The organism is Bradyrhizobium sp. USDA 4504 (genome assembly GCF_054063995.1).
On record NZ_JBSSGV010000001.1, the window covers coordinates 1,471,985 to 1,493,597 of the forward strand.

Annotated in this window: 15 protein-coding genes; 12 read left to right on the forward strand and 3 right to left on the reverse strand. The window is 61.6% G+C overall.

The genetic code is table 11. The features are described 5' to 3' along the window. From ACVMB1_RS06365 to ACVMB1_RS06410, 10 genes are all read left to right on the forward strand, one after another. A complete protein-coding gene (locus ACVMB1_RS06365) occupies positions 1–1,989 on the forward strand; it encodes a heparinase II/III family protein (protein ID WP_076833248.1) in 1,989 nt (662 codons plus the stop codon). Beyond that, positions 1,986–3,140, forward strand: a complete 1,155-nt coding sequence (locus ACVMB1_RS06370) for a glycosyltransferase (RefSeq protein WP_076833251.1) — start codon at positions 1,986–1,988, stop codon at positions 3,138–3,140. Before ACVMB1_RS06365 ends, ACVMB1_RS06370 begins: the two co-directional genes overlap by 4 nt. A gap of 668 nt (positions 3,141–3,808) precedes the next feature. Continuing rightward, on the forward strand, positions 3,809–5,080 hold the full coding sequence (locus ACVMB1_RS06375) for a calcium-binding protein (protein WP_076833253.1): 1,272 nt from the start codon (positions 3,809–3,811) through the stop codon (positions 5,078–5,080). Between the two features lie 461 nt (positions 5,081–5,541). Next, entirely contained in the window at positions 5,542–6,156 is a 615-nt protein-coding gene (locus ACVMB1_RS06380; RefSeq protein WP_057020229.1) for a class I SAM-dependent methyltransferase, read from the forward strand. 195 nt (positions 6,157–6,351) lie between these two features. Then, the gene (locus ACVMB1_RS06385) at positions 6,352–8,586 is read left to right on the forward strand and encodes a peptidase domain-containing ABC transporter (RefSeq protein ID WP_057020230.1); all 2,235 of its coding nucleotides are present in this window, start codon (positions 6,352–6,354) and stop codon (positions 8,584–8,586) included. Then, entirely contained in the window at positions 8,576–9,922 is a 1,347-nt protein-coding gene (locus tag ACVMB1_RS06390) for an HlyD family type I secretion periplasmic adaptor subunit (RefSeq protein ID WP_076833256.1), read from the forward strand. Before ACVMB1_RS06385 ends, ACVMB1_RS06390 begins: the two co-directional genes overlap by 11 nt. Beyond that, positions 9,919–11,955, forward strand: a complete 2,037-nt coding sequence (locus tag ACVMB1_RS06395) for a tetratricopeptide repeat protein (protein ID WP_456848336.1) — start codon at positions 9,919–9,921, stop codon at positions 11,953–11,955. The genes ACVMB1_RS06390 and ACVMB1_RS06395 overlap by 4 nt, the downstream gene beginning before the upstream one ends. A 334-nt stretch (positions 11,956–12,289) precedes the next feature. Further along, positions 12,290–14,494, forward strand: a complete 2,205-nt coding sequence (locus ACVMB1_RS06400; RefSeq protein WP_168856485.1) for a glycosyltransferase WbsX family protein — start codon at positions 12,290–12,292, stop codon at positions 14,492–14,494. A gap of 11 nt (positions 14,495–14,505) precedes the next feature. Further along, complete coding sequence (locus tag ACVMB1_RS06405) at positions 14,506–15,429, forward strand: glycosyltransferase family 2 protein (protein WP_076833264.1); 924 nt, start codon at positions 14,506–14,508, stop codon at positions 15,427–15,429. Between the two features lie 503 nt (positions 15,430–15,932). Beyond that, complete coding sequence (locus tag ACVMB1_RS06410; protein WP_057020235.1) at positions 15,933–17,177, forward strand: glycosyltransferase family 92 protein; 1,245 nt, start codon at positions 15,933–15,935, stop codon at positions 17,175–17,177. A gap of 116 nt (positions 17,178–17,293) precedes the next feature. Here the strand turns inward: ACVMB1_RS06410 and ACVMB1_RS06415 are convergent, their stop codons facing one another. The 3 genes from ACVMB1_RS06415 to rfbA form a co-directional block, all read right to left on the reverse strand. Further along, entirely contained in the window at positions 17,294–17,860 is a 567-nt protein-coding gene (locus ACVMB1_RS06415) for a hypothetical protein (protein WP_225161215.1), read from the reverse strand. A gap of 168 nt (positions 17,861–18,028) precedes the next feature. Further along, positions 18,029–19,096, reverse strand: coding sequence for a dTDP-glucose 4,6-dehydratase (gene rfbB, locus ACVMB1_RS06420; protein WP_057020236.1), 1,068 nt, complete (start codon positions 19,094–19,096; stop codon positions 18,029–18,031). Further along, entirely contained in the window at positions 19,086–19,997 is a 912-nt protein-coding gene (rfbA, locus tag ACVMB1_RS06425) for a glucose-1-phosphate thymidylyltransferase RfbA (RefSeq protein ID WP_018270712.1), read from the reverse strand. Before rfbA ends, rfbB begins: the two co-directional genes overlap by 11 nt. A 109-nt stretch (positions 19,998–20,106) precedes the next feature. Between rfbA and rfbC the strand changes: the two genes are divergently transcribed. Together rfbC and rfbD are read left to right on the forward strand one after the other, a co-directional pair. Continuing rightward, complete coding sequence (rfbC, locus tag ACVMB1_RS06430; RefSeq protein WP_028331576.1) at positions 20,107–20,661, forward strand: dTDP-4-dehydrorhamnose 3,5-epimerase; 555 nt, start codon at positions 20,107–20,109, stop codon at positions 20,659–20,661. Then, on the forward strand, positions 20,661–21,572 hold the full coding sequence (gene rfbD, locus ACVMB1_RS06435; protein ID WP_076833270.1) for a dTDP-4-dehydrorhamnose reductase: 912 nt from the start codon (positions 20,661–20,663) through the stop codon (positions 21,570–21,572). The genes rfbC and rfbD overlap by 1 nt, the downstream gene beginning before the upstream one ends. Positions 21,573–21,613: the final 41 nt, after the last annotated feature.

A 21,613-nucleotide genomic window follows, 5' to 3' on the forward strand; every position in this document is an offset into this window, starting at 1 on the left:
ATGAATCCGGCCTGGTATCTGCGCAGGCTGCAGCGCATGGAGCCGTCCGAGCTTGCGGGGCGGGTGAACGACCAGGTGCTGCATTTGCTCTGGCGGATCACTCCGCCGGATATCGCGCGGCGTGCCGGCGCCAGGCTCGCTGCCGGCCCGCGGCAGCCGCGCCTGAAGCCGCTGCCTTCGCGGGCGAGCGCCCCGCAACAGGCCGCCGAACGGCTGATCCAGATCGCCGATCGGATTCTCGCCGGGCACTGGCGGATTTTCGCCAGGGATCATGGGGCCCTCGGCGAATGGCCCGACTGGTTCGTCGATATCAGAAGCGGCAAGCGGGCGCCGGCCGGCGTGCACGCATTCGCGGTTCCCTATCGTGACGAAACCGCGGTCGGAAACATCAAATACATCTGGGAGCCGTCGCGTCACCACCATCTCACGGTGCTCGCGGCCGCGTATTACCTGACCTCCGACGAGCGCTACGCCGTGCGCGCGGCCGAGCATCTGGTGAGCTGGTGGCGCGAAAATCCGTTCCCGCGCGGCCCGCACTGGATCAGCGGCATCGAGCTTGGCGTGCGGCTGATCTCATGGGCCTGGGTACGTCAGCTGCTGCAGAACTGGCCCGGCGCTGCCGCGCTGTTCGAGGACAACGAACTGTTCCTGACGCAGCTCTATGCGCATCAATACTGGCTGTCGCAGTTCCCAAGCCGTGGCTCCTCGGCCAACAACCACCTCATCGCGGAGGCTGCCGGGCAGTTCGTGGCGGCTTGCGTGTTTCCGTTCTTCCAGGACAGTGCGCGATGGCGCGAGCAATCGGCCGCCACACTGGCGCACGAAGCCGTTGCGCAGACGCTTGCCTGCGGCAGCAACAGCGAGCTCGCGACCGATTATCATGGCTTTGTTCTCGAACTGCTGCTGGCGGCGGCAGTGCAGGGCGAGTCCTCCGGACATCCGCTTGGCGATGCGGTGTGGACCACGATGTGCCGCATGAGCGACGTCATTGCTGCGATGCTGGACGATCGCGGTCATCCGCCGCGGCAGGGCGATGGCGACGACGGCATCGGCCTGTTGCTCGACGATCACGCCGGCAATCGCTGGCTCGGCTTGCTCGCCAGCGGCGCGCGCCTGTTCGGCGCTCTGCCATGGTGGCCCACATCGCCGGAGCCCGATCTGCGCAGCTTTGTGCTCACCGACGGCATCGAGGCCCGAGCGATCGCCGGGCGGCCCAAGCGCCGCCCGCATCTGCTCGAGGGGGCGGGACAGACCTTTCTGATCGATTCCGACCGCGCGGTGTGGTGCCGCTGTGACCATGGCCCGCATGGCTTCGGCCGCATTGCCGCCCACGCCCATGCGGACGCGTTGTCGCTCGAATGCAGGATCGGCGGTGCGGAGATCTTCGCCGATCCCGGCACCTATTGCTACCATGGCGATCCGCGATGGCGGGCCTACTTCCGCTCCACGCTGGCGCACAACACGCTGTGCCTGTTCGCGCGCGACCAGTCGGGGTCGGGCGGGCCTTTTCTCTGGACAAGGCATGCGCAGAGCCGGCTTGTCGCCGCCAGCGGCCTGGACGATCGCGATGCGGATGCGAACTGGGTCGCGGAGCATTCGGGATATCGCGACGAAGCAGGTGTCGTGCATCGCCGCTCGGCGCAATTGCAGCGTCAGGCGGCGCGGCTCGTCGTCACCGATACCGTGCTTGCTGATGAAGCGCTTGCGGTGCCGGCGAGCCTCAGCTGGCATCTCGGTCCCGAGGTCGAATGCAGGCTCGAAGGGCACAGGGCGCAGCTCGCATGGCCCGGCGGGCGCGGCGAGCTCGATCTGCCGGCGGCCCTCAGCTGGGTGCCGTATCGGGGTGACGAGATCATGCCGGCCGGCTGGCATTCGCCGTCCTTCGATCTCAAGGTGCCGGCGACGACCTTGATCGGCTGCGGTACGCTCGCGGGCGGGCAAAACCTGGTGACCGAGCTGCGCTGGTTTTCAGACCCGGCCGGATCATGAAGATCCTGGTCGCTCACAACAGGTATCAGGGACGCGGCGGCGAGGACGTCGTGTTTGAAGCGGAAGTCGACCTGCTGCGCGCCGCAGGACACAGCGTTGAAACGCTCACGGTCAGCAACGCGGCGATCAATTCGCTCCCCGCGCGCATCACGACCACGCTGTCGATCGCCGATAATGCGGAGGGAAAGCGGGTCGTGGCGGAAGCGATCGACCGCTTTCGCCCCGACGTTGTGCACGTCCACAATTTCTTCCCGCTGCTGTCGCCCGCCGTGTTCGATCTCTGCCGGCAAAAGTGCGTGCCCGCGGTGGCGACCCTGCACAATTATCGCAGCATCTGCACCGGCGGCATGCTGCTGCGCGACGGCCGCATCTGCCACAAGTGCCTCGATCGCGGACACCTCTGGGGCGTCGTGCACCGCTGCTACCGCGGATCGCTTCCGGGCTCGATCGCCTCGGCCTACATGATCGCGCAGCACCAGCGCCGCGGCACCTGGACGCGTCCCGGCCTGCGCCTGATCGCGCTGACGCAGTTCGCCAAAACCCTGTTCACGCAGGCCGGCTTCGACGCCGATCGGATCGACGTGAAACCGAATTTCATGGTCGATCCGGGGGCGCCCGATGCAGCCACGCCGCGCAGCGGGCTGCTCTATGTTGGACGGCTGAGCCGCGAGAAGGGCGTCGGCGTGCTGCTCGAGGCCGTTGCGGGGACCGGCGTGCCCTTGCGCGTCGTGGGCGAGGGGCCGGAGCGTGCTGCGTTGGAGGCTCGGGCTTCCGATCATGTCACCTTCCTGGGCGGGCTCTCGCGCGATGAGGTGCTGCGGGAAATGGCGAATGCCCGGGCATTGGTGGTGCCGTCGCTATGGTACGAAGGATTTCCGATTGTCGTGGTCGAGGCCTTCGCGTGCGGCACGCCGGTCATCGCCTCCGAGATCGGCGGACTTGCCGAGGTGGTGAGCGCCGGCAAGACCGGCGCGCTGGTGCCGCCGGGCGACGCGGCCACGCTCCGAAATCGGATCAGTGAGGTTCTCGGCGCCGCCGAACTGACCGCCGCATGGGGACGGGCCGCACGAGCCGCCTATCTCGAGCGCTACGCGCCGGACGAGAACCGCCGGCTGCTCGAGGCCATCTACGCGCGGGCCGCCGGGGGATGATCGCCGCAGGTCGGCGCTCTGCCCGCGATCGGGCATCGCCGGTTCCATGCCGGCGTTGCTAACATATTGCGGCAAATCTGGTGTTAATTTGTTACAGCAGGGTGTCTGAGCGGCATCGCGCCAGGTTTTTGATCTTGCGGTCGAACGGCGCTGATTCTGCGGGTGATTCCGTGGATCTCGCTTGATCGAGCCCGCAAACTGCTGCCAAGGGGCGCTATAACACTGGCCGGTGGGGCGCCGGCTGCGAAGTTTGACGCTTTTTTGCAAAACGTCTCATGCGATGCAGAAATATTTTTTTCAGATCAGAAAATCGCGTCGAAGCGCTCACGGCATCAGCGAAATTCTGCGCTCCCGCGGTATCCGGGGGCCCCGTGAAACCCCGTATAATCGCTACCCTTTTTTGCGTCGCGGCTAACATTGGCGATGGGCGCGCGTTGAATGTTATGGTGCATTCGAAGTAGTGCTAAGTCCCGCATAAATCTCAGGGAACCAGGTGTTAACAGCGCATTGCTGATTGACACTCCGGGCTAACGGTCTTAACAATGGACTTAACAAGTTCGTAACCTGGGTCCACATTTGAGTTGCGTCGCAACAAACCAGTTGTGAATCAACAGCTTATGTGTGGGCGAGCGGCTTGAATCCTCGTATCCCAAGCAGGGGCTACATCGATGGCGACTTACAATCTAGACCAGACGGACCTCAAACACGCGATCAACGGAACGATCGATCACTCGACCCAGCAACAGATTCTTGACTATCTGATCAACGCGGGGATCGGATACACCAGCCCGGATAACGGCGCGACGATTCCGGTGCAGGAAGGGGCTGGGATCACCAACCCGGATCCGAACGCCAATGTTCTGATCGAAACCAACCCGATTAACACCGTTAACACCGACGCCAACCTGAAGGCGATCATCGAGGACACCAACAAGGACGTCACGCTGACGGTGAACGGCAGCACCCCGGTGCTGGTCGCGACCGGCCACGGCAACGATCAGGTGTTCATCAACAATACCGGCGACACGACGGTTCTCACCGGCTCCGGCAACGACACGATCTTCGGCGGTGCCGGTCACGACTCGATCGATGCCGGCTCCGGCAACGACGTGCTGGTCGACAACGTCTCCGGTCACAGCACGCTGGATGGCGGCAAGGGCAACGATCTGCTGTTCGGCTCCGGTGCCGACACCCTGAACGGTGGCTCCGGCAACGACACGCTCTACGGCGGCAGCTCGTCGCAGTTGAGTGGCGGTGACGGCAAGGACGTGCTGGTGTCCGGCAGCACCGCCGGCAATTCCAGCACGCTGGATGGCGGCAAGGGCAACGATGCGCTGTACGGTGGTGCGGGCAACGACAGCCTGGATGGCGGCGCCGGCAACGACTCGCTGTATGGCGGCTCCGGGGTCGACACGCTGCATGGCGGCAACGGCAATGACCTCCTTGTCGGCGGTGCTCAGACTGCTGCTGAGTTCGGCGGCAACGGCAAGGACGTGCTCTACTCGGGCAGCGATGCGTCGCACGCGACCTCGCTCGATGGCGGTGCCGGCAACGACTCGCTCTATGGCGGTGCCGGCAACGACACGCTGCATGGCGGTTCCGGCAACGATACGCTGGTCGCCGGCTCCGGCACGCAGACGCTGATCGGCGGCGACGGCAAGGACTCGTTCGTCGGCTCCGACACCGGTACGGCTTCGATGGTCGGCGGCTCCGGTCAGGACTACTTCTACCTGAACAACGCCACCAGCAGCGACACCATCGATGGCGGTGGCGGCAACAAGGACTCCCTGACCTTCCTGGATCACGCTTCGACCGACGTGAGCAACATCAGCTCTGGATCGAACGGTTCTATGGACATCACCTTCAGCAATGGTCAGGTGACCCAGATCAGCAACATCGAATACCTGATCTTCAACGATGGTAACTCGACCAAGCTGTAAGATCCTAGGTCTGCACTAAGCGAAAGCGCCGCCCCAACCGAGGTTGAGGCGGCGCTTTTTTTTCTTTGATCGCCGGCATGGCCGTCAGGAATGGGTAATTGAAATTGAACAATCGAATACGCTGCCGTTGATGATCATGACGCACCTGCGATGAGTTCGACGGCTCGCCTCAAGGGGAAGCGCATGCGCGCATTCCGATTGGAACTTTGTCGGCCGATTCGCGTCGGATGCATCGAATCAATCACAAGTTCCGCCCGGGGCATTTCCGCCAATGGATGTTATAAGTTAGTTCGTCACATTCGGACCACGTAGCTTTTGTAAAGCCTTGCCGCTCGCTTGACACAACGGAGCTGCGCCCGATGGCTATCTGCGGCCCTGGCACCTTTGTTCAAGACGAACGATCGCTGCAGAACTCAGCCGCTTAACGAACTCGCGGAGCTCTCGAATTGGCCAAGAAAAAAATGCTGAATGCCGGCGCTGGATCGACGGTTACCAAGCGCATCCAGCCGCTCCTGACATCGCATGAATGGGACGAGATTCGATTGGACGTCGACGGCGGCGTGAGCCCCGACGTCGTCGGGTCGATTACCGATCTTGCCCGATTGTTCCCGGCGGCCTCGTTCGACGCGATCTGGTGTTCTCATGTCATGGAGCATCTCTACGCCCATGAGGTTCACCCCACATTCGTCCAGTTCCGCCAAGTCCTCAAGCCGGACGGATTCGCGTTGATCATGTCTCCCGACCTCGAGGCGGTCGCGCAGCACATGTTGACGCGCGGCCTCGGCGCGATCGCTTACGTCTCGCCGGCCGGTCCGATCCGGCCATTGGACATGATCTACGGGCATTCCGGCGCGATCGAACAGGGGCGCTATCACATGGCGCACAAGACCGGCTTTTCGACCGAGCGGATGGGAAACCTGCTGCTCAGCGCCGGCTTTCCGACGGTTTCCGTTCGGAGCGGGAATTTTGAGATCTGTGCATTGGCACTCATGCCGGAGGCCAGGGATGAGCGGATCAGGCCGCAGCTGGAGGCCTGCGGATTCGACTTCCAGGAGACAGTGACCGCCGACTCGTGATTTGTCGATGTTAAACAATGTTATAAGGTTCCCTGGTTAAATCGCGCGAGAACGTGCTCGAAATTGGCTTCGCGGCCTGCCGTGAAACATATCTTTTTCGGGTGACGCGCTGAAAATGCTGCGTTAGCGAACTAACAGTGATACGTTATATCTCGCTGGGACCGGACCTTGCGCAGTCGAAACTTCGAGGCATCCATGACCAAACACCTCTCGCTCGTCGGCGCACCTTCGGTGGAGGCGCTGCCACCTTCGGGCCTCGCTTGTCTCGTCATCGTGGCAAGGCAGCATGGCTTGCATCTGACCCCGTCCCAGCTGATCCACGACAACCTCCTGGGCGATCAGGAAGTCACGCTGGCCGAGCTTTTGAAGTGTGCGAATTCCTCGGGCATGACGGCAAAGGCCGTCACGCTGGACTGGAAGGGTCTGAGCCATCTCAAGAGGGCGCTGCCGGCCATCGTTCGGCTGCGCGACGGCAGCCACATGGTGCTGCTGCGCCTCGAAGGCGACGAGAACAGCTCCCGGGTGGTCCTGCAGGATCCGAACGCGAGCGAGGACGCGCTGCTCGTCATCGATCAGCCGCGCTTTGAGGACATCTGGTCGGGCGACGTCGTCATGGCCAAGCGCGACTATGAGATTTCCGACGAGACGCAGCCGTTCAGCTTCGGCTTTGTCACCGCATTGTTGTTCCGCGAACGGCGCATCCTGCGCGACGTCGCGATTGCGGCGCTGATCCTGGGCTTCATGGGCCTGGCACCGATCATGTTCTGGCGGCTGCTCTCGGACAAGGTTATCTTCTACAAGGCCTACAACACGTTCTATGTGCTGTGTACTGCGATGCTCGTGGTCATCGTGTTCGAGGCGGCATTCTCGTTCCTGCGGCAGTATCTGGTTCAGCGTTTGACGGCACGCCTCGACGTCAAACTGTCGACCTACGTGTTCGAGAAGGTGCTCAATCTGCCGATCGACTACTTCGAGCAGAATCCCGTCGGCCTGATTTCCCGGGATATCCGCGAAGTATTTCGAATTCGCGGCTTTCTGACCGGGCAGTTGTTCGGGACCATTCTCGATTCGACGACGCTGTTCTTCTTCCTGCCCGTCATGTTCTTCTTCAGCCCGCTCATGACGCTGATGGTTCTTGCCTTTGCTGCGATGATCGTGACCTGGCTGATCGTGATGCTGCCCGCCTATCGGAAGAAGTCCTCGGCAACCCTGGCGGCCGAAGGGGCACAGGGAGCGTTTCTGATCCAGAGCCTGAACGGCATGCGGACCATCAAATCGCTGGCGCTCGATGCGCGCCAGCGCCACATGTGGGACGTGCTGGTGGCGCGCGTCGCCAAGGCGCGGCTTGCGGAAGGCATGACCGGAACCGCCATCCAGACGCTGGTGAAGCCGTTGGAGCGGCTGGCGGTGAGTGCTCCCTATGCGTTCGGCGTCTACATGGCCGTGTCGAGTGGCGATCCGGTCTATGTTGGCGCGCTGTTTGCCTTTCTGATGCTGTCGCAGCGCGTTGCCGGCCCCCTGATGCAGATGGCCCAGCTCATCAACCAATATGACGAGGCGCGCACCGCGGTCACGATCGTCGGCAGGCTGGTGAATCAGCCGGCCGAGGAGGGACGCTCCGGCCATGGTGTGAGGGTCCCGCTGAAGGGGCTGGTCGAATTCTCCGGCGTCACGTTCAAGTACAAGGGCGCGGTGTCGCCGGCGCTCAACAATATTTCCTTCGAGATTCCGCTCGGTACGACGCTGGGCGTGATGGGCAAGAGCGGCTCGGGCAAGACCACGATCACGCGGTTATTGCAACGCCTGCACTCCGACTATGGCGGGCTGATCAAGGTCGACGGGATCGATGTCCGCGAATACGACGTCGACCATCTCCGGCGCAACGTCGGCGTCGTGCTGCAGGAGAACTTTCTGTTCAGCGGCACGATCCGCGAGAATATTGCGGCCGCAAAGCCCGATGCGACCTTCGATGACATCGTCAGGGCGGCGCGATTGGCCGGTGCCGAGGAATTCATCGACAAGCTGCCGCGAGGCTATGAGACCTATATCTACGAGGGATCCACGAATCTTTCCGGAGGCCAGCGCCAGCGCCTCGCGATCGCGCGAGCGCTGATCGTCAATCCGCCGATTCTGATCCTGGACGAAGCGACCAGCGCGCTCGATGCGGAGAGCGAGACGATCGTGAACGCGAATATTTCGCGGATTGCCCATGGCCGCACGCTGATCATCATCTCGCACCGTCTGTCGTCGCTGACGAAGGCCGACGCGATCCTCGTTCTCAACCGCGGTGTCGTCGACGATATCGGTCGTCATGAGGAACTTCTTGAACGGAACGACATCTACAGCTCGCTCTGGTACCAGCAGAACACTCACCTTGCGCCGGCGGGCCGCAATGAAAAGAATTTCAGGAGTCCGACCCTTGTCTCCTAATCAAGCTTCGCTCGCGACCGTTCGCCAGTTCCAGTCCGAGACCGATGCGATCCGCGAGGCCGCCGAGCCGTTGCTGGCCCGCGCAACGCTGTTCGTCCTGGTGGGGTTCCTCGCCGCCGTCGTGGCGATCATGTGCTTCACGCGCGTCGATCGCGTGATCACGAGCGTGGGCGGCAAGATCGTTCCCGTCGATCAGATCAACGTCCTGCAGGCTTTGGACGCGTCCATCATCAAGACGATCGATGTTCGGGAAGGTCAGCAGGTTGAGACGGGACAATTGCTCGCGACGCTGGACTCGACGTTCACGGCTGCCGATGTCACGCAGTACAAGCTGCAGGTTGCGAGCCTTGAGGCGCAGGTCGCCCGGGACGAGGCCGAATTGTCCGGAAAGCCGTTGTCGTACGGCCAATCCAACGATCCTGATGTCACCAGGTACAACTCCTTGCAAAAGGCGCTCTACGACCAGCGCGTCGCGCAGTACCACGCACAGGTGAACAGCTACGATTCCAAGATCAGCCAAACCGAAGCGACGATCCAGAAGTCGAAGAAGGACGACGAGCGGTACAGTCAGCGTGCCGAGATCGCCGGCAAGATCGAGGACATGCGCTCGACGCTCGCCGAAAGCGGCAGCGGGTCCAAGCTGAACCTGTATCTGTCGCAGGACACGCGCCTGGAGCTGTTGCGTCAGATCGACAACACGCACAACACTTTGCTTGAAGCGCAGCACCAGCTGGATTCCTTGAAGGCGGATCGCAACGCCTTCACCGAGCAGTGGAACGCGCAGCTGAGCCAGGATCTGGTCACGACGCGCAACAACCTTGATACGGCCCGCTCACAGTATGACAAGGCGATCAAGCATCAGGACCTTGTGCGGTGGACGGCTGCCGAGCCATCGGTCGTCTTGACCCTCGCCAAGCTCTCGGTCGGGTCCGTGCTGAAGCCGGGTGATCCCTTCATCACGCTGATGCCGCTCAAGACGCGGCTCGAGGCGGAGATCCAGATCCTGTCGCGCGACGTCGGCTTCGTCCGGCCCAACGACCCCTGCACGATGAAGGTCGATGCGTTCAACGCGGCGGAGCACGGTACGGCCGAAGGCAAGATTCGCTGGATCAGCGAAGGCGCCTTCACGAACGACGATGATGGAAAGCCTGTCGACGCCTTCTATAAGGCGCGGTGTTCGGTCGACCAGACCAACTTCAAGGATGTTCCGAAGACCTTCCGCCTCATCCCCGGCATGACGCTGCAGGGTGATGTCAATGTCGGCACCCGCTCGGTGGCGATGTATCTGCTCGGCGGCATGCTGCGCAGCGCAAAAGAAGCAATGCGCGAGCCATGACGGTATCGACGCGTTCCCTTCTCGACTTGCTGCGCCCCGGCTCGTCCCGTTCAGACTCGAAGCCGTTTGAACGGGGGCTGGAGGCGTACGAGAACCAGCAATATCTCGAGGCGTTGCGGTTTTGGCGGCTCGCCTCGCAAGCCGGCGATCCGGAGGCGGATTACCGGATCGGGCTGCTCTATGCGCGGAACGAGGGCGTTATCGGCAGCCTTCCGGATGCGGTCGCGTGGTACGAACGCGCCGCCCTGAAGGGACATACCGAAGCCCAATTCCAGCTTGGCTTGATCTACTTCAACGGCGTCAACGCCACGGTTGGACCGAACAGGCCAGAGATGTGGCGGCAATCCACTGCGGCGCGTCTGGGCGACAAGGCGGTCAACCTCCACGATCTGGTTTTCCCGAACGGAATCGGCGTGCCCAGGGATATCGACGCCGCGTTCCTCTGGTTATCGGTGGCGGCGGAGGCCGGCAAAGCGGAGGCGCAAGCGATCCTTGGCGATATGTACGCCAACGGGCAAGGCTGCACGAAAGATCACGCTGCCGCCCTGCGCTGGTACGAGGCCGCGGCCGAGCAGAAGGCGGCGGCCGGTGAGTTCGCGCTTGGCGATGTGTATTATCAGGGGCGGGGCGTTCCCGTCGATTTCACGCAGGCCGCGATCTGGTATCACAAGGCCGCGGAACAGGGACATGTGCGCGCACAGGTTGCGCTCGCTTTCATGTGCCTCAAGGGCACCGGGCTTCCCCAAAATGTCGAGGAAGCCGCGCGACTGTTCCAGAGCGCCGCTGTCCATGACGATACGATCGCGCTCTACAACATTGCACTGCTGCGGTTGAGCGGCAAAGGGGCTGTCAAGGATCTCGACAGGGCCGAGACCGCATTGCGCAAGGCGGCGCGGAAGGACTACCTGCCGGCGATCCAGGCGCTGGCTGAGTTCTATGCGCTCGGAACTGCCGCCGAGCCGGATCTGCGCGAGGCGGCATATTGGTACGAGAAGGCGGCCGAGCGCGGCGATACGCAGGCGCAGTTCCTGACCGGACGCTTCTATGCCACCGGCACCGGCGTTCCGCCCAGCATCCGCCAGGCTGCGAAATGGTTCGAGCGTGCGGCGGAGGGCGGCCATGCCACGGCGGCCCACAACATTGCGGTGTTCTATCTCAATGGCAGGGGCGTGGCGCGCGACGTCGCCACTGCGATCAAGTGGTTCGAGCGCGCGTCCGAGGGAGGCATTAGCGCCGCAGGCGTACAGCTCGGCCGGCTCTACTCGGCGGGCAACGGCGTGCCGCGCGATCAAGTGCGCGCGGCGGAGTGGCTCAGCAAGGCGGCCGACGGCGGCGATGCCGATGCGAAGACGGCCTATGCGATGTTTCTTATCCAGGATGAACCGTCCGCGGAGCGTCTTGCGCAGGCACGTGCGCTGCTGACCGACGCTGCCGAGGCCGGCCATCCGGCCGCGGCATTTCAGCTGGGCGGGCTTCACATGGGAAGATCCGGCGGCGCCGTCGACCTTCCGGCCGCAGCCCAATGGTTCAAACGTGCGGCAAGCGCCGGTCACGTCGAAGCCCAGCACACATTGGCGCTACTGTATTCCGATCCCAAGAGCGGCCTCAAGGATCCGCAGGCCGCCGCCGGCTGGATCGTCAAGGCCGCGGACGGCGGCAACGCTGCGGCGCAGTTCAAGCTTGCGGTGATGTATTGCACCGGACAAGGCGTCGAGCAGGACCTCGCCAACGGCGTCACGTGGTACGAGGCGGCGGCGCGCCAGGGGCATACGACGGCGCAATACAACCTTGCCGTGATGCTGGGCCGGGGACAGGGCCGCGATGCCGATCCGGCGAAGGCGGCCGAATGGTTCGAGGCCGCTGCGAAGCAGGGCATGATCGAAGCCCAACTCGCAATTGGCGATGCGCTGCGCGCCGGCAACGGCGTCGCACAGGATCGCGATCAGGCGCTGTACTGGTATCGACAAGCGGCGCAGCAGAACAACGAAGGCGCGCGACGTCGTCTGCAGGCAATGGGCGAGAGCGTTGGCTGAGATTGTTGGAGGCGGCATCGCGTCGCGCGCAGGCAACGGCAGAGATGATGGACAGCTTTGTTTTTGAGCGCGAAGGCACGGAAGCGGGCAAGTCCGCGTGACAATCTAGGCAGAACTAACAATGGTTTTCACATCGACGACAGAGAGATTGCGCTAATGTTGCGTTCGCGGAAGAAATGTTCATTGTACCTCTGGTTGTGTGGAGATGATCGATAAGGATCAAGAGGTCACGATCCGGGCATGTCAGGCAGCGTGATCTCGGGATCGAACTTCCGCGCGACCGGGAAAGAGAAACTGGACCCGGCGCTGAGCGTTGGCAGGAGATTGAGTGGCAATGAACAAGATGGTCGAACGGAGCGTCAGGGATACAAAGGATATGTTGCCCGTTGCCAGTCCGGTTCAGCAGGACGACCATCCGCAGAGTCTGTTCCTGGATCCCGACGTAGGCGATCTCCAGTCAGGATCGCGTCTGCGCGGCGCGATACTGGAGTATTCGGGGCGTGGGATTTCGGGTTGGATTGTCGATGCCCAGTCGCCCGCTTCAACCGTTTCGATCGCGCTTTTTGTCGGTTCCCACTGTGTCGAGGAGGGACGGACGGGCCGATCTATGCCGGCCCGCGTAGGTCCGCGGAGCGTGATCGGACGTCCCGGGTTTCGTATCGATCTATCCGCGCCGGGAGTGCGCCGTCGCTTGGCGCGCGCCCTGAGAAACGCGCTTGTGGAGCCTAAGCGTGCGCAGATCTATCTGCGTATCAGCCTGAATGATGGCGAGTACTACGAAATACCCCTGTTCGAGAACTATACGCCAGGCGAATTGATCGTCGCGCTGGGGTTCTCGACCGCGGACTACGACGACCTGTTGTTTCCGAGCAACAACAGGATCGTTGCTGGACTGGCGGACGCGCCTCCCAAGGAGGTGCGCTACATTTGCTTCTACCTCCCGCAATTCCATTCATTTGATGAAAATGACAGGTGGTGGGGGCCAGGGTTTACCGAGTGGACCAACGTCGCGCGCATGCGTGCCCAGTTTCCGGCACACGAGTCCCCATGGTTGCCGGCCGATCTTGGATTCTATGACGTCCGGCTGCCGGAAACGCGTCGTCAGCAGGGCGAGCTTGCGCGCCAGTACGGCATCGATGGATTTTGCTACTACGTCTATTGGTTCCAGGGCCGAAGGTTATTGGAAAAGCCGCTTCAGCTGCTGCTCGAGGACGGCGAGCCGAACCTGCCTTTCTGCATTTGCTGGGCAAACGAGAATTGGTCTCGTCGGTGGGACGGCTCGGACGCTGAGCTTCTGTTGGGACAAAACCACTCCCTGGACGACGATGTCCGCTTTATCGACGACATGGCCGACCTGCTGCTCGATGAGCGCTACATAACTGTCGACGGTCGAAAGGTCATCGTCATCTACAGGCCGTCATTGTTGCCGGACAAGCAGCGCTTGTTCGAGATTTGGCGCGAGCGAGCCAGAGAACTCGGAATCGGCGAGCTTCTCATTTGCAATGCGATGACGTTCGGAGAGTTCGATCCGCGCGACGTCAATTGCGACGCGGCAATCGAGTTTCCTCCGCACACGGTCTCGACAAGGGAGGTGCCGCCGACCGAAGTCGATGCACCGCCGACCTTCGCTGGAAAGGTGTACGACTATGTCGATGCCATGCGATCGTCGATCGGCAAGATCTACGACTTTCCGTTCTTTCCTGCGGTGATGCCGCGTTGGGACAATACGCCTCGCAAGGGGCCGCGCGGTCACGTCTTTACCAGGTCCAGTCCGGAAGCGTTTGAGGTTTGGCTTCGCGATGCAACCCTGCGTGCCAAGGGCAACAGCTTTTCCGAATCATTGGTGTTTATCAATTCCTGGAACGAGTGGGCGGAAGGTGCGCATCTCGAGCCGGATTCGCGCCATGGACGGGCGTTTCTCGAGGTCGTGCGAAGGGTCGCTTCGGCTGAGCCCATTTCGGCCCAGATTCGAAATAGCCCGGATTTGCTGGATTGCCTGAGCAGGCAGGAGCTTGAGTGGGCGGTAAAAGAAGCCTCGACGCATGTCGAAGTGCTCGCAAGCCTGCACCGGTCGGGCCTCACCCATTCGGGGGTGCAGCGCGTAAGAAGCGGCACGCCAGTGGAGGCAGAAGGCGCGTCCGGTAATCCGGCAGGTTCGTTGCTGGTGATCGAGAACATCAATTCTCAAACCGGCGAACGGGTGATTGTCGATCCGCGCTATGAGATATTGGTGCGGGGATGGATTTGCGCGGGCAACGCCTTTGAGGCCAGCCGACAGAGAACGGGATTCCTGGTCCTGTCGGGGCTTACTCCGGATGGCGCAGCAAACGGCGGCTATTGCCTGATCGTAGATTGGCACGAGCGCGTGGACGTGAAGGAGTATATGAAGGCCGAGAGCAAGGACTGCTATTTCGGTTTCCAGCTGTCCTTCTCGATTCGAGATTTGCCGGATGGTGAATATCAACTCGCGGTTCTGGAGGTCGGCGACGGGACTAGTGCACTCGTGCGGTCTCGCCACTCGATCATCGTGAGACGTTGAGGTCGCCACCAATGCTCGCAAGTGTTGTCATCGCGTGCTACAAGCATGAGCAGTATCTTGAGGAATGCCTTGAGACCGTCTATCAACAGACGTTTGCCGACATCGAGCTCGTCATCGTAGACGACAATTCGCCGGACAAGAGTTTTGAAGTCGCGCAGAGGGTCCTCAAGAAGAGGTCGTTCGGAAAGCGCTTTGTTTCCTGCAAGCTGCTCAAGAACCCTCAAAATCTTGGCGCCCACTACACCTGGAACAGGGCATTATCGCTGACGAACGGCGACATGATTTTCCTTTTGAATTCGGACGATGCCTTTTCCAAGGAACGGGTTCGGCTGTTCGCGGATAAGCATGCCAATGATCGGCTGTTCTTCGGCTTCTCGGCGGTTGAGCCAATCGACGAACATGGAAAGTCGATCAGCAACTTCCAGTTTCCAACGCGCCTGCGCTATGCGATCGATCGGGCCCAGATCGCAGGTGCGCCGTTGTCATGGACATTTCTGGATTCTCAGATCGCGGCATCGACCGGAAACTTTGTCTTCAGCCGTGAACTGCTGCGGCAGGTGGGTTGGCTTGCCGATCTCAAATACTGCCATGACTGGGACTTTGCGTTGCGCGCGGTAACCAAGGTCGAGCCGACCTATCTCGAGACCGACCGCTATCTGTACCGACTTCATTCAACCAACAGTTTCCGAAGTCTGAGCAAGGTGGCAGAGAGCGAGACAAAGGCTTGCATGATGTCGTATTGCCTGAATGCAATCGCGTCACGGCCTCAGAACAAGACCTGCCTCAGTCCGTCGAATTTCGGCGATTCATTCTATGACTTCGTGAAGCTGCACCCGAACTTCAACTATTGGGTGAAGCAGATCTACGCGCCCTATCATGTAGAACACCGGACGGTGGAGTCGAACGATCGGACCCGGCCGGTTCGCTGGCGCTGATCGAGCAATGCAAGGCCAGCCTTGTCCGTTCCGACGCAATCGGAACGGGGCCTTGATTGGGATGGAGACCGAGCGATTGCTTCATCGCTTCGTCGGCTGGGAGCCTGGCGTCCGATCGAATTGCGCCGACGAGAGGTCTGGAGCGTGCCGCAGCCGCAGCAGGGTGCCGGAACTCAAAAAGCTGAACGCGCCGGGCGGGAGGCTTGCGGATAACGATGTCAAAAGCATCGTTCTTGTAAGCCCGAACGACTGGCGGACTGCTTCATTCCCGTCGTCCATCGGCGATCTCCGATCGTTCCGGTCCCGTGACACGGTTTTCGTGCAAATGACGTCGAGCCCCTTGCTCTATTGTATTGATTTTCCTCGAAATAACCTTACAAGAGTTAATTGTGAGCACTGCGTGTTATAGCCTTATTCTTGTAGGATATGTGCGCTAATAGGGAATTCGTGGTGCGAACCAATGTTAATAGCTTGTTGATCTCGTGGAGCGGCTCAGGTTGGACATGGAAATTCCAGCATTGTCTAGTTTCAGCTCAGGCGTGAATCTCGATACGCTTCCAGCAAGTGAGATCGAGACAAGGCTTAGAGATTTCTTTTCCGGGCGGATCGCAAATCCGAAGCCCGACGAGCTGATCCAATCGGTCAAGCAGTTGGAGCAGCAATTCGGTGATTACAAGGAATTCCAGTTTGCAAAGGCGGCGGCGCTTGTGCAGGCATGCGATTTCGCCGGAGCGCGTGGAATCCTTCTCGACCTCGTCAAGCAGATGCCGTCCGACTCGCGGGTGTTGCATCGCCTGGCAATCGCGGCCCTCAATATGGGGTCCGCCCATGAAGCGCAGGATGTCTATCTTGCCGCGCTCATTGCGGCCCCGAAAAGTGAAAATCTGCGGCGAGAGTTTGCCGGCCTCCTGCGCGTGATGGAGGCCAAGAAGCTCTACGCCGGGGTCGATCGGAAGAAGCACGGCTTGGCGGTGGTGTGCGCCATCAAGAACGAAGGCGACGATCTGCTGGAATGGCTACACTTCCACAAACTGGTCGGCGTTGATCACTTCTACCTCTACGACAACGGCAGCACTGATGATACTCGTGCCGTGATCGAGTCCTTCCCGTGGCCGGAAATGATCACCTATCATTTCGTGGAAGGGGAATTCGGCCAGATGCGCGCGTTCTCGCATGCGATCGACAGCTACCGCAATTGTGCCGAATGGTGCGCCTTCATCGATGCCGATGAGTATCTGTTTCCGACGCAGGCCGGCAACATCAAGGACGTCTTGACCGAGCTCGGGCCGGCGCCGGCGGTGGCGGTGCATTGGTTGAACTTCGGGTCGAACGGTCACGACGCGAGGCCGGCCGGTCTGTGCATCGAATCTTTCACGCGTCGTGCTCCGGACGATTTCCCGGATCATTTCATCATGAAGTCAATCGTGCGGCCTGACACCATCGTGTCCTATCTGCATCCCCATCAATCGCTTGTCTTGGGTTGCTACGTTCACGAGGACGGCGCGCCTGTCTTCCCGATCGGCGGGCGCTGCACTGCTCCGAAGCGGAACAAGCTCGTGATCAATCACTACTACACGAAGTCGCGGCAGCAATTGCTGAAGAAGCGTGAGCGGGGCAGGCCGCTCGGCGATGGAGATCCTGAAAAGATCCGCGCAATGGAATTCTTCACGTTGCGCGATCGCAACGATGTCGAAGACGCCACGATCCAGAGGTTTCTTCCGGAGCTGAAGAAACTGGTTCAGGGCTGAATTCAAGGGAACAGCGATGTCCTCGCTGGAGGAGGGCGCGCCAGGCGGCGCGCCCGATCGTGTGCTTGAAGTGATTCTTGATCGCCGCGATCGGCTACTCTGGCCGCAGCGATCGGCTACAGCGGTTCCAGCCGGTATTTCGCAAGCAACTGCTGTGCGGCGACGAGATCAATCTCTGCCGGCCTTTGGAAGATCGACATGTTGTTGGCGCGCGCGATTTCGCGAGCGACCGTCCGCACCGAATGGTAGTGGGGACGATTCTCGAAGTCGTGAATTGCGATGAAGGCTCCCGGTGCGGCGTGAAGCACGCACTGTACGAAGCAAGCCACGCGAAACCGGCCGTCAACGAAATACAGGTCGGCGGTCTTGCTTTCCGGACGCTCCCAGACACGTTCGTGATACTCGGGCCACGAGCGCTCCTTGTCCTTTTCCACGGGATAACCCCACTCGCGCAGCTTGCCGATATCGACGTGCAGCAGCAAAGGCTTGGTGCTCGCGTCGCCCGTGGCGTCGGCAACGTTGGCGAGCCATTCCGCGGAGGAATCGATGGAAATGACCCACTCCTTCTTGGTTTGACAGGCCAGCCAAGTGCTTCCTCCCGAGCCAAATTCCAGATACCGCGTCGAGAGGTCCACGAAACTTTTGAACAGTGTCAGTTCCTGACCGTCCATTGCGATGTTCATGACGGGATTCCGTGGTTTCTCGAGTTGTTGTCTGGCGGGTGGCTGCCAATCCACCGTCGGAAGGCGGTCGCGGCTCGTCAAGCAGCGATGATATCTGGTTGAGTCGTCATCGCGCTTCTCGACGTCCTGTTGGCGGCCATCCACGCCGGTGATTGGAAAGACCGGCGACTACTGGTTCAGGCCGACGCGCTCCACCTTGTAGCCGCCCTCCAGGATGGCGCGCCACCAAGGTTGCTCGTCGACATACCAGCGCACGGTCTTGGCGATGCCGGTCTCGAAATTCTCCTCGGCGCGCCAGCCGAGCTCGGTTTCGAGCTTGGTGGCGTCGATGGCATAGCGGCGGTCGTGGCCGGGCCGGTCGGCGACGAAATTGATCAGCTGGCGGCGCGGGCCTGCCGCGGCCGGCACGACCTCGTCGAGCAGGTCGCAGATGCTCTCGACCACGTGCAGGTTGGTGCGCTCGTTGCGGCCGCCGACATTGTAGGTCTCGCCGACCTCGCCGCGCTCCAGCACCAGCGTCAGCGCCTTGGCGTGATCCTCGACGAACAGCCAGTCGCGGATGTTCTTGCCGTCGCCATAGACCGGCAGCGGCTCGCCGGCGAGCCCCTTGATGATCATGTGCGGGATCAGCTTTTCGGGGAAGTGATAGGGGCCGTAATTGTTGGAGCAGTTGGTCACCAGGGTCGGCAGCTCGTAGGTCTCGCGCCAGGCCCGCACCAGGTGATCGGACGATGCCTTGCTGGCCGAATAGGGCGAGTTCGGCGCATATGCCGTGGTCTCGGTGAACAGCCCTTCGTCGCCGAGCGAACCGAACACCTCGTCGGTCGAGATATGCAGGAAGCGAAACCGGTCGCGCTTCTCGGGCGAGAGCGAACGCCAGTGGCGCAGCGTCTCCTGCAGGATCGTGAAGGTGCCGACGATGTTGGTCTGGATGAATTCGCCGGGGCCGTCGATCGAGCGGTCGACATGGCTTTCCGCGGCAAGGTTCATCACCGCATCGGGCTGATATTTCTCGAACAGCCGGCGCAGGTTCTGCGCCTCGCAGATGCAGGCCTTCTCGAAGGTGTAGTTCAGGCTTTCGGCGGCACGGGGCAGCGAGGCCAGGTTTGCCGCATAGGTCAGCTTGTCGATGTTGACGACGCGGGCGTGGGTGTCGCGCAGCAGGTGGCGGACCACGGCGGAGCCGATGAAGCCGGCGCCGCCGGTGACGAAGATCGTCGATCCCTTAAACCGCATGTTTGAATACCTCCGCCGCGCGCGGCTCGCCGTGGAATGAGCGGTAGACCGACAGCAGGTACTCGCCGTAGCTGCTCTTGGCGGTCTTCTGTGCGACCCTCGCGAACGCCTCGAGCGAGATGTAGCCCTGGCGCAGCGCGATCTCCTCGGGGCAGGCGATGCGCAGGCCCTGGCGCTGCTCCAGGATCTGGACGAAATGGCTGGCCTCGACCAGCGAGGAATGGGTGCCGGTGTCGAGCCAGGCAAAGCCGCGGCCGAGCACCTCGACATAGAGGTCGCCGCGTTCGAGATAGGCCTTGTTGACGTCGGTGATCTCGATCTCGCCGCGCGGGGATGGCCTGATACCGGCCGCTATGTCGACCACATCATTGTCGTAGAAGTAGAGGCCGGTGACCGCGACGTTGGATTTCGGCCGCTTCGGCTTCTCCTCGATCGAGAGCGCCCGGCCGGTGCCGTCCAGCTCGATCACGCCGTACTGTTCAGGCGCGTTCACGACATAGCCGAACACGGTGGCGCCTTTCTTGCGGATCGAGGCGGACGACAGCATGCTCGGCAGGCCGTGGCCATAGAAAATGTTATCCCCTAACACAAGGGCAACGGAGTCATCACCGATGAAGTCGCGTCCGACGATGAAGGCGTCGGCAAGACCCCGCGGGGTCTCCTGCGTGGCATAGGCGAACCGGACACCCATCTCGCTGCCATCGCCAAGCAAGCGCTGGAAGAGCGGCTTGTCCTGCGGCGTGGAAATGATCAGGATATCGCGGATTCCGCCCAGCATCAGCGTCGACAGCGGATAGTAGATCATCGGCTTGTCGAACACGGGCAGCAGTTGCTTGGAGACGACTGTCGTCACCGGATAGAGGCGCGAGCCGGTGCCACCGGCAAGGATAATGCCTTTCATGGTCCCTCACAATTTGACTATCGGAACATAACATATAGCGTGCGCTGCACAAGTTTGTTATGAGAAGGAAATTAACATTTCAAGCGCGTCAAACTGGAACAAATGTTAGATGAACGTCATCAAGACCGAGCTTCCTGAAGTCCTGATCGTCGAGCCGAAGCTGTTCGGCGACCAGCGCGGCTTCTTCCTCGAGACCTACCAGTCTCCGCGTTATGTCGAGCACGGCATCACGCGTCCGTTCGTGCAGGACAACATGTCCCGCTCGGCCTATGGCGTGCTGCGCGGGCTGCATCTGCAAAACCCGGTCACCCAGGGCAAACTCGTCTCCGTGCTGCGCGGCAAGGTGCTGGACGTTGCCGTCGACGTGCGCGTCGGCAGTCCGAATTTCGGCAAGCATGTCGCGGTCGAATTGAGCGAGGAGAACCGCCGGCAATTATGGGTGCCGCGCGGCTTCGCCCACGGCTTCGTGGTGCTCTCGGAGACCGCCGACTTCTTCTACAAGTGCGACGATTTCTACAGCCCCAAGGACGAGCTCTCGATCCGGTGGAATGATCCCGCGATCGGGATCAAGTGGGGCGTCGACAAGCCACAGCTGTCGGCCAAGGATGCGGACGCGCCGCTCCTCGCCGACGCCAGCAACCTTCCGACCTATGGACAAATCTGATGCGGATCTTGTTGACGGGAACACGCGGCCAGGTTGGCAGTGCGCTCAAGCCTCTGCTGGAAAGCCACGGCACGATCATCGCGCCGCCCACCGCGGAGTTCGATCTGTCGAAGCCGGAGATGCTGACGAGCCAGCTTGAGAGTCTGAAGCCCGATCTCATCATCAATCCGGCGGCCTATACCGCCGTCGATCGCGCCGAGGACGAGCGTGAGCTGGCGTTCCTGGTCAACGCGAAGGGACCTGAAGCGATCGCCAAATGGGCTGCAGCGAACGGCGTGCCGCTGGTGCATTTCTCCACGGACTACGTCTTCAATGGTTCGGGCGACAGGCCGTGGCGCGAGGACAGCCCGACCGAACCGCTGTCGGTCTACGGCGCCAGCAAGCTTGCCGGCGATGTCGCGATCCAGGCGGCGGGCGGGGCGCATCTGATCGCGCGCACCTCATGGGTTTATGCCGCAAAGGGTACGAATTTCCTGCGCACCATCGCGCGGCTCGCCGGCGAGCGTAAGGAGCTGCGGATCGTGGCCGATCAGATCGGTGCGCCGACCACGGCATCAGCGATCGCCGGTGCGGTCGCCGGCATCGTCCTGCCGAACCTCACCACGTTGCACGATCAGCTCGCGCGCCGGGGCGGTGTCGTCAATCTCGTCTGCGCCGGCGAAACCAGCTGGCACGGCTTCGCAACCGCCATTGTCGGCGGGCTGAGGTCCCGCGGGGTCACGCTGGCGGTCGAGAACATCGCTCCGATCGCAGCGGCCGAATTCCCGACCAAGGCGATGCGTCCGGGCAATTCGCGGCTGGATCTGTCGCGGCTGAAGGCGCAGTTCGGCGTGGCGATGCCGACCTGGCAGGAAGCGCTGGCGCGCGAACTGGATGCGTTTGTCCAGCTCGGCGCGCCCGCCCACGCTTAGGGCCGCTTCGGAAGCGGATGCCGGTGCGCGTGAAGAAAACG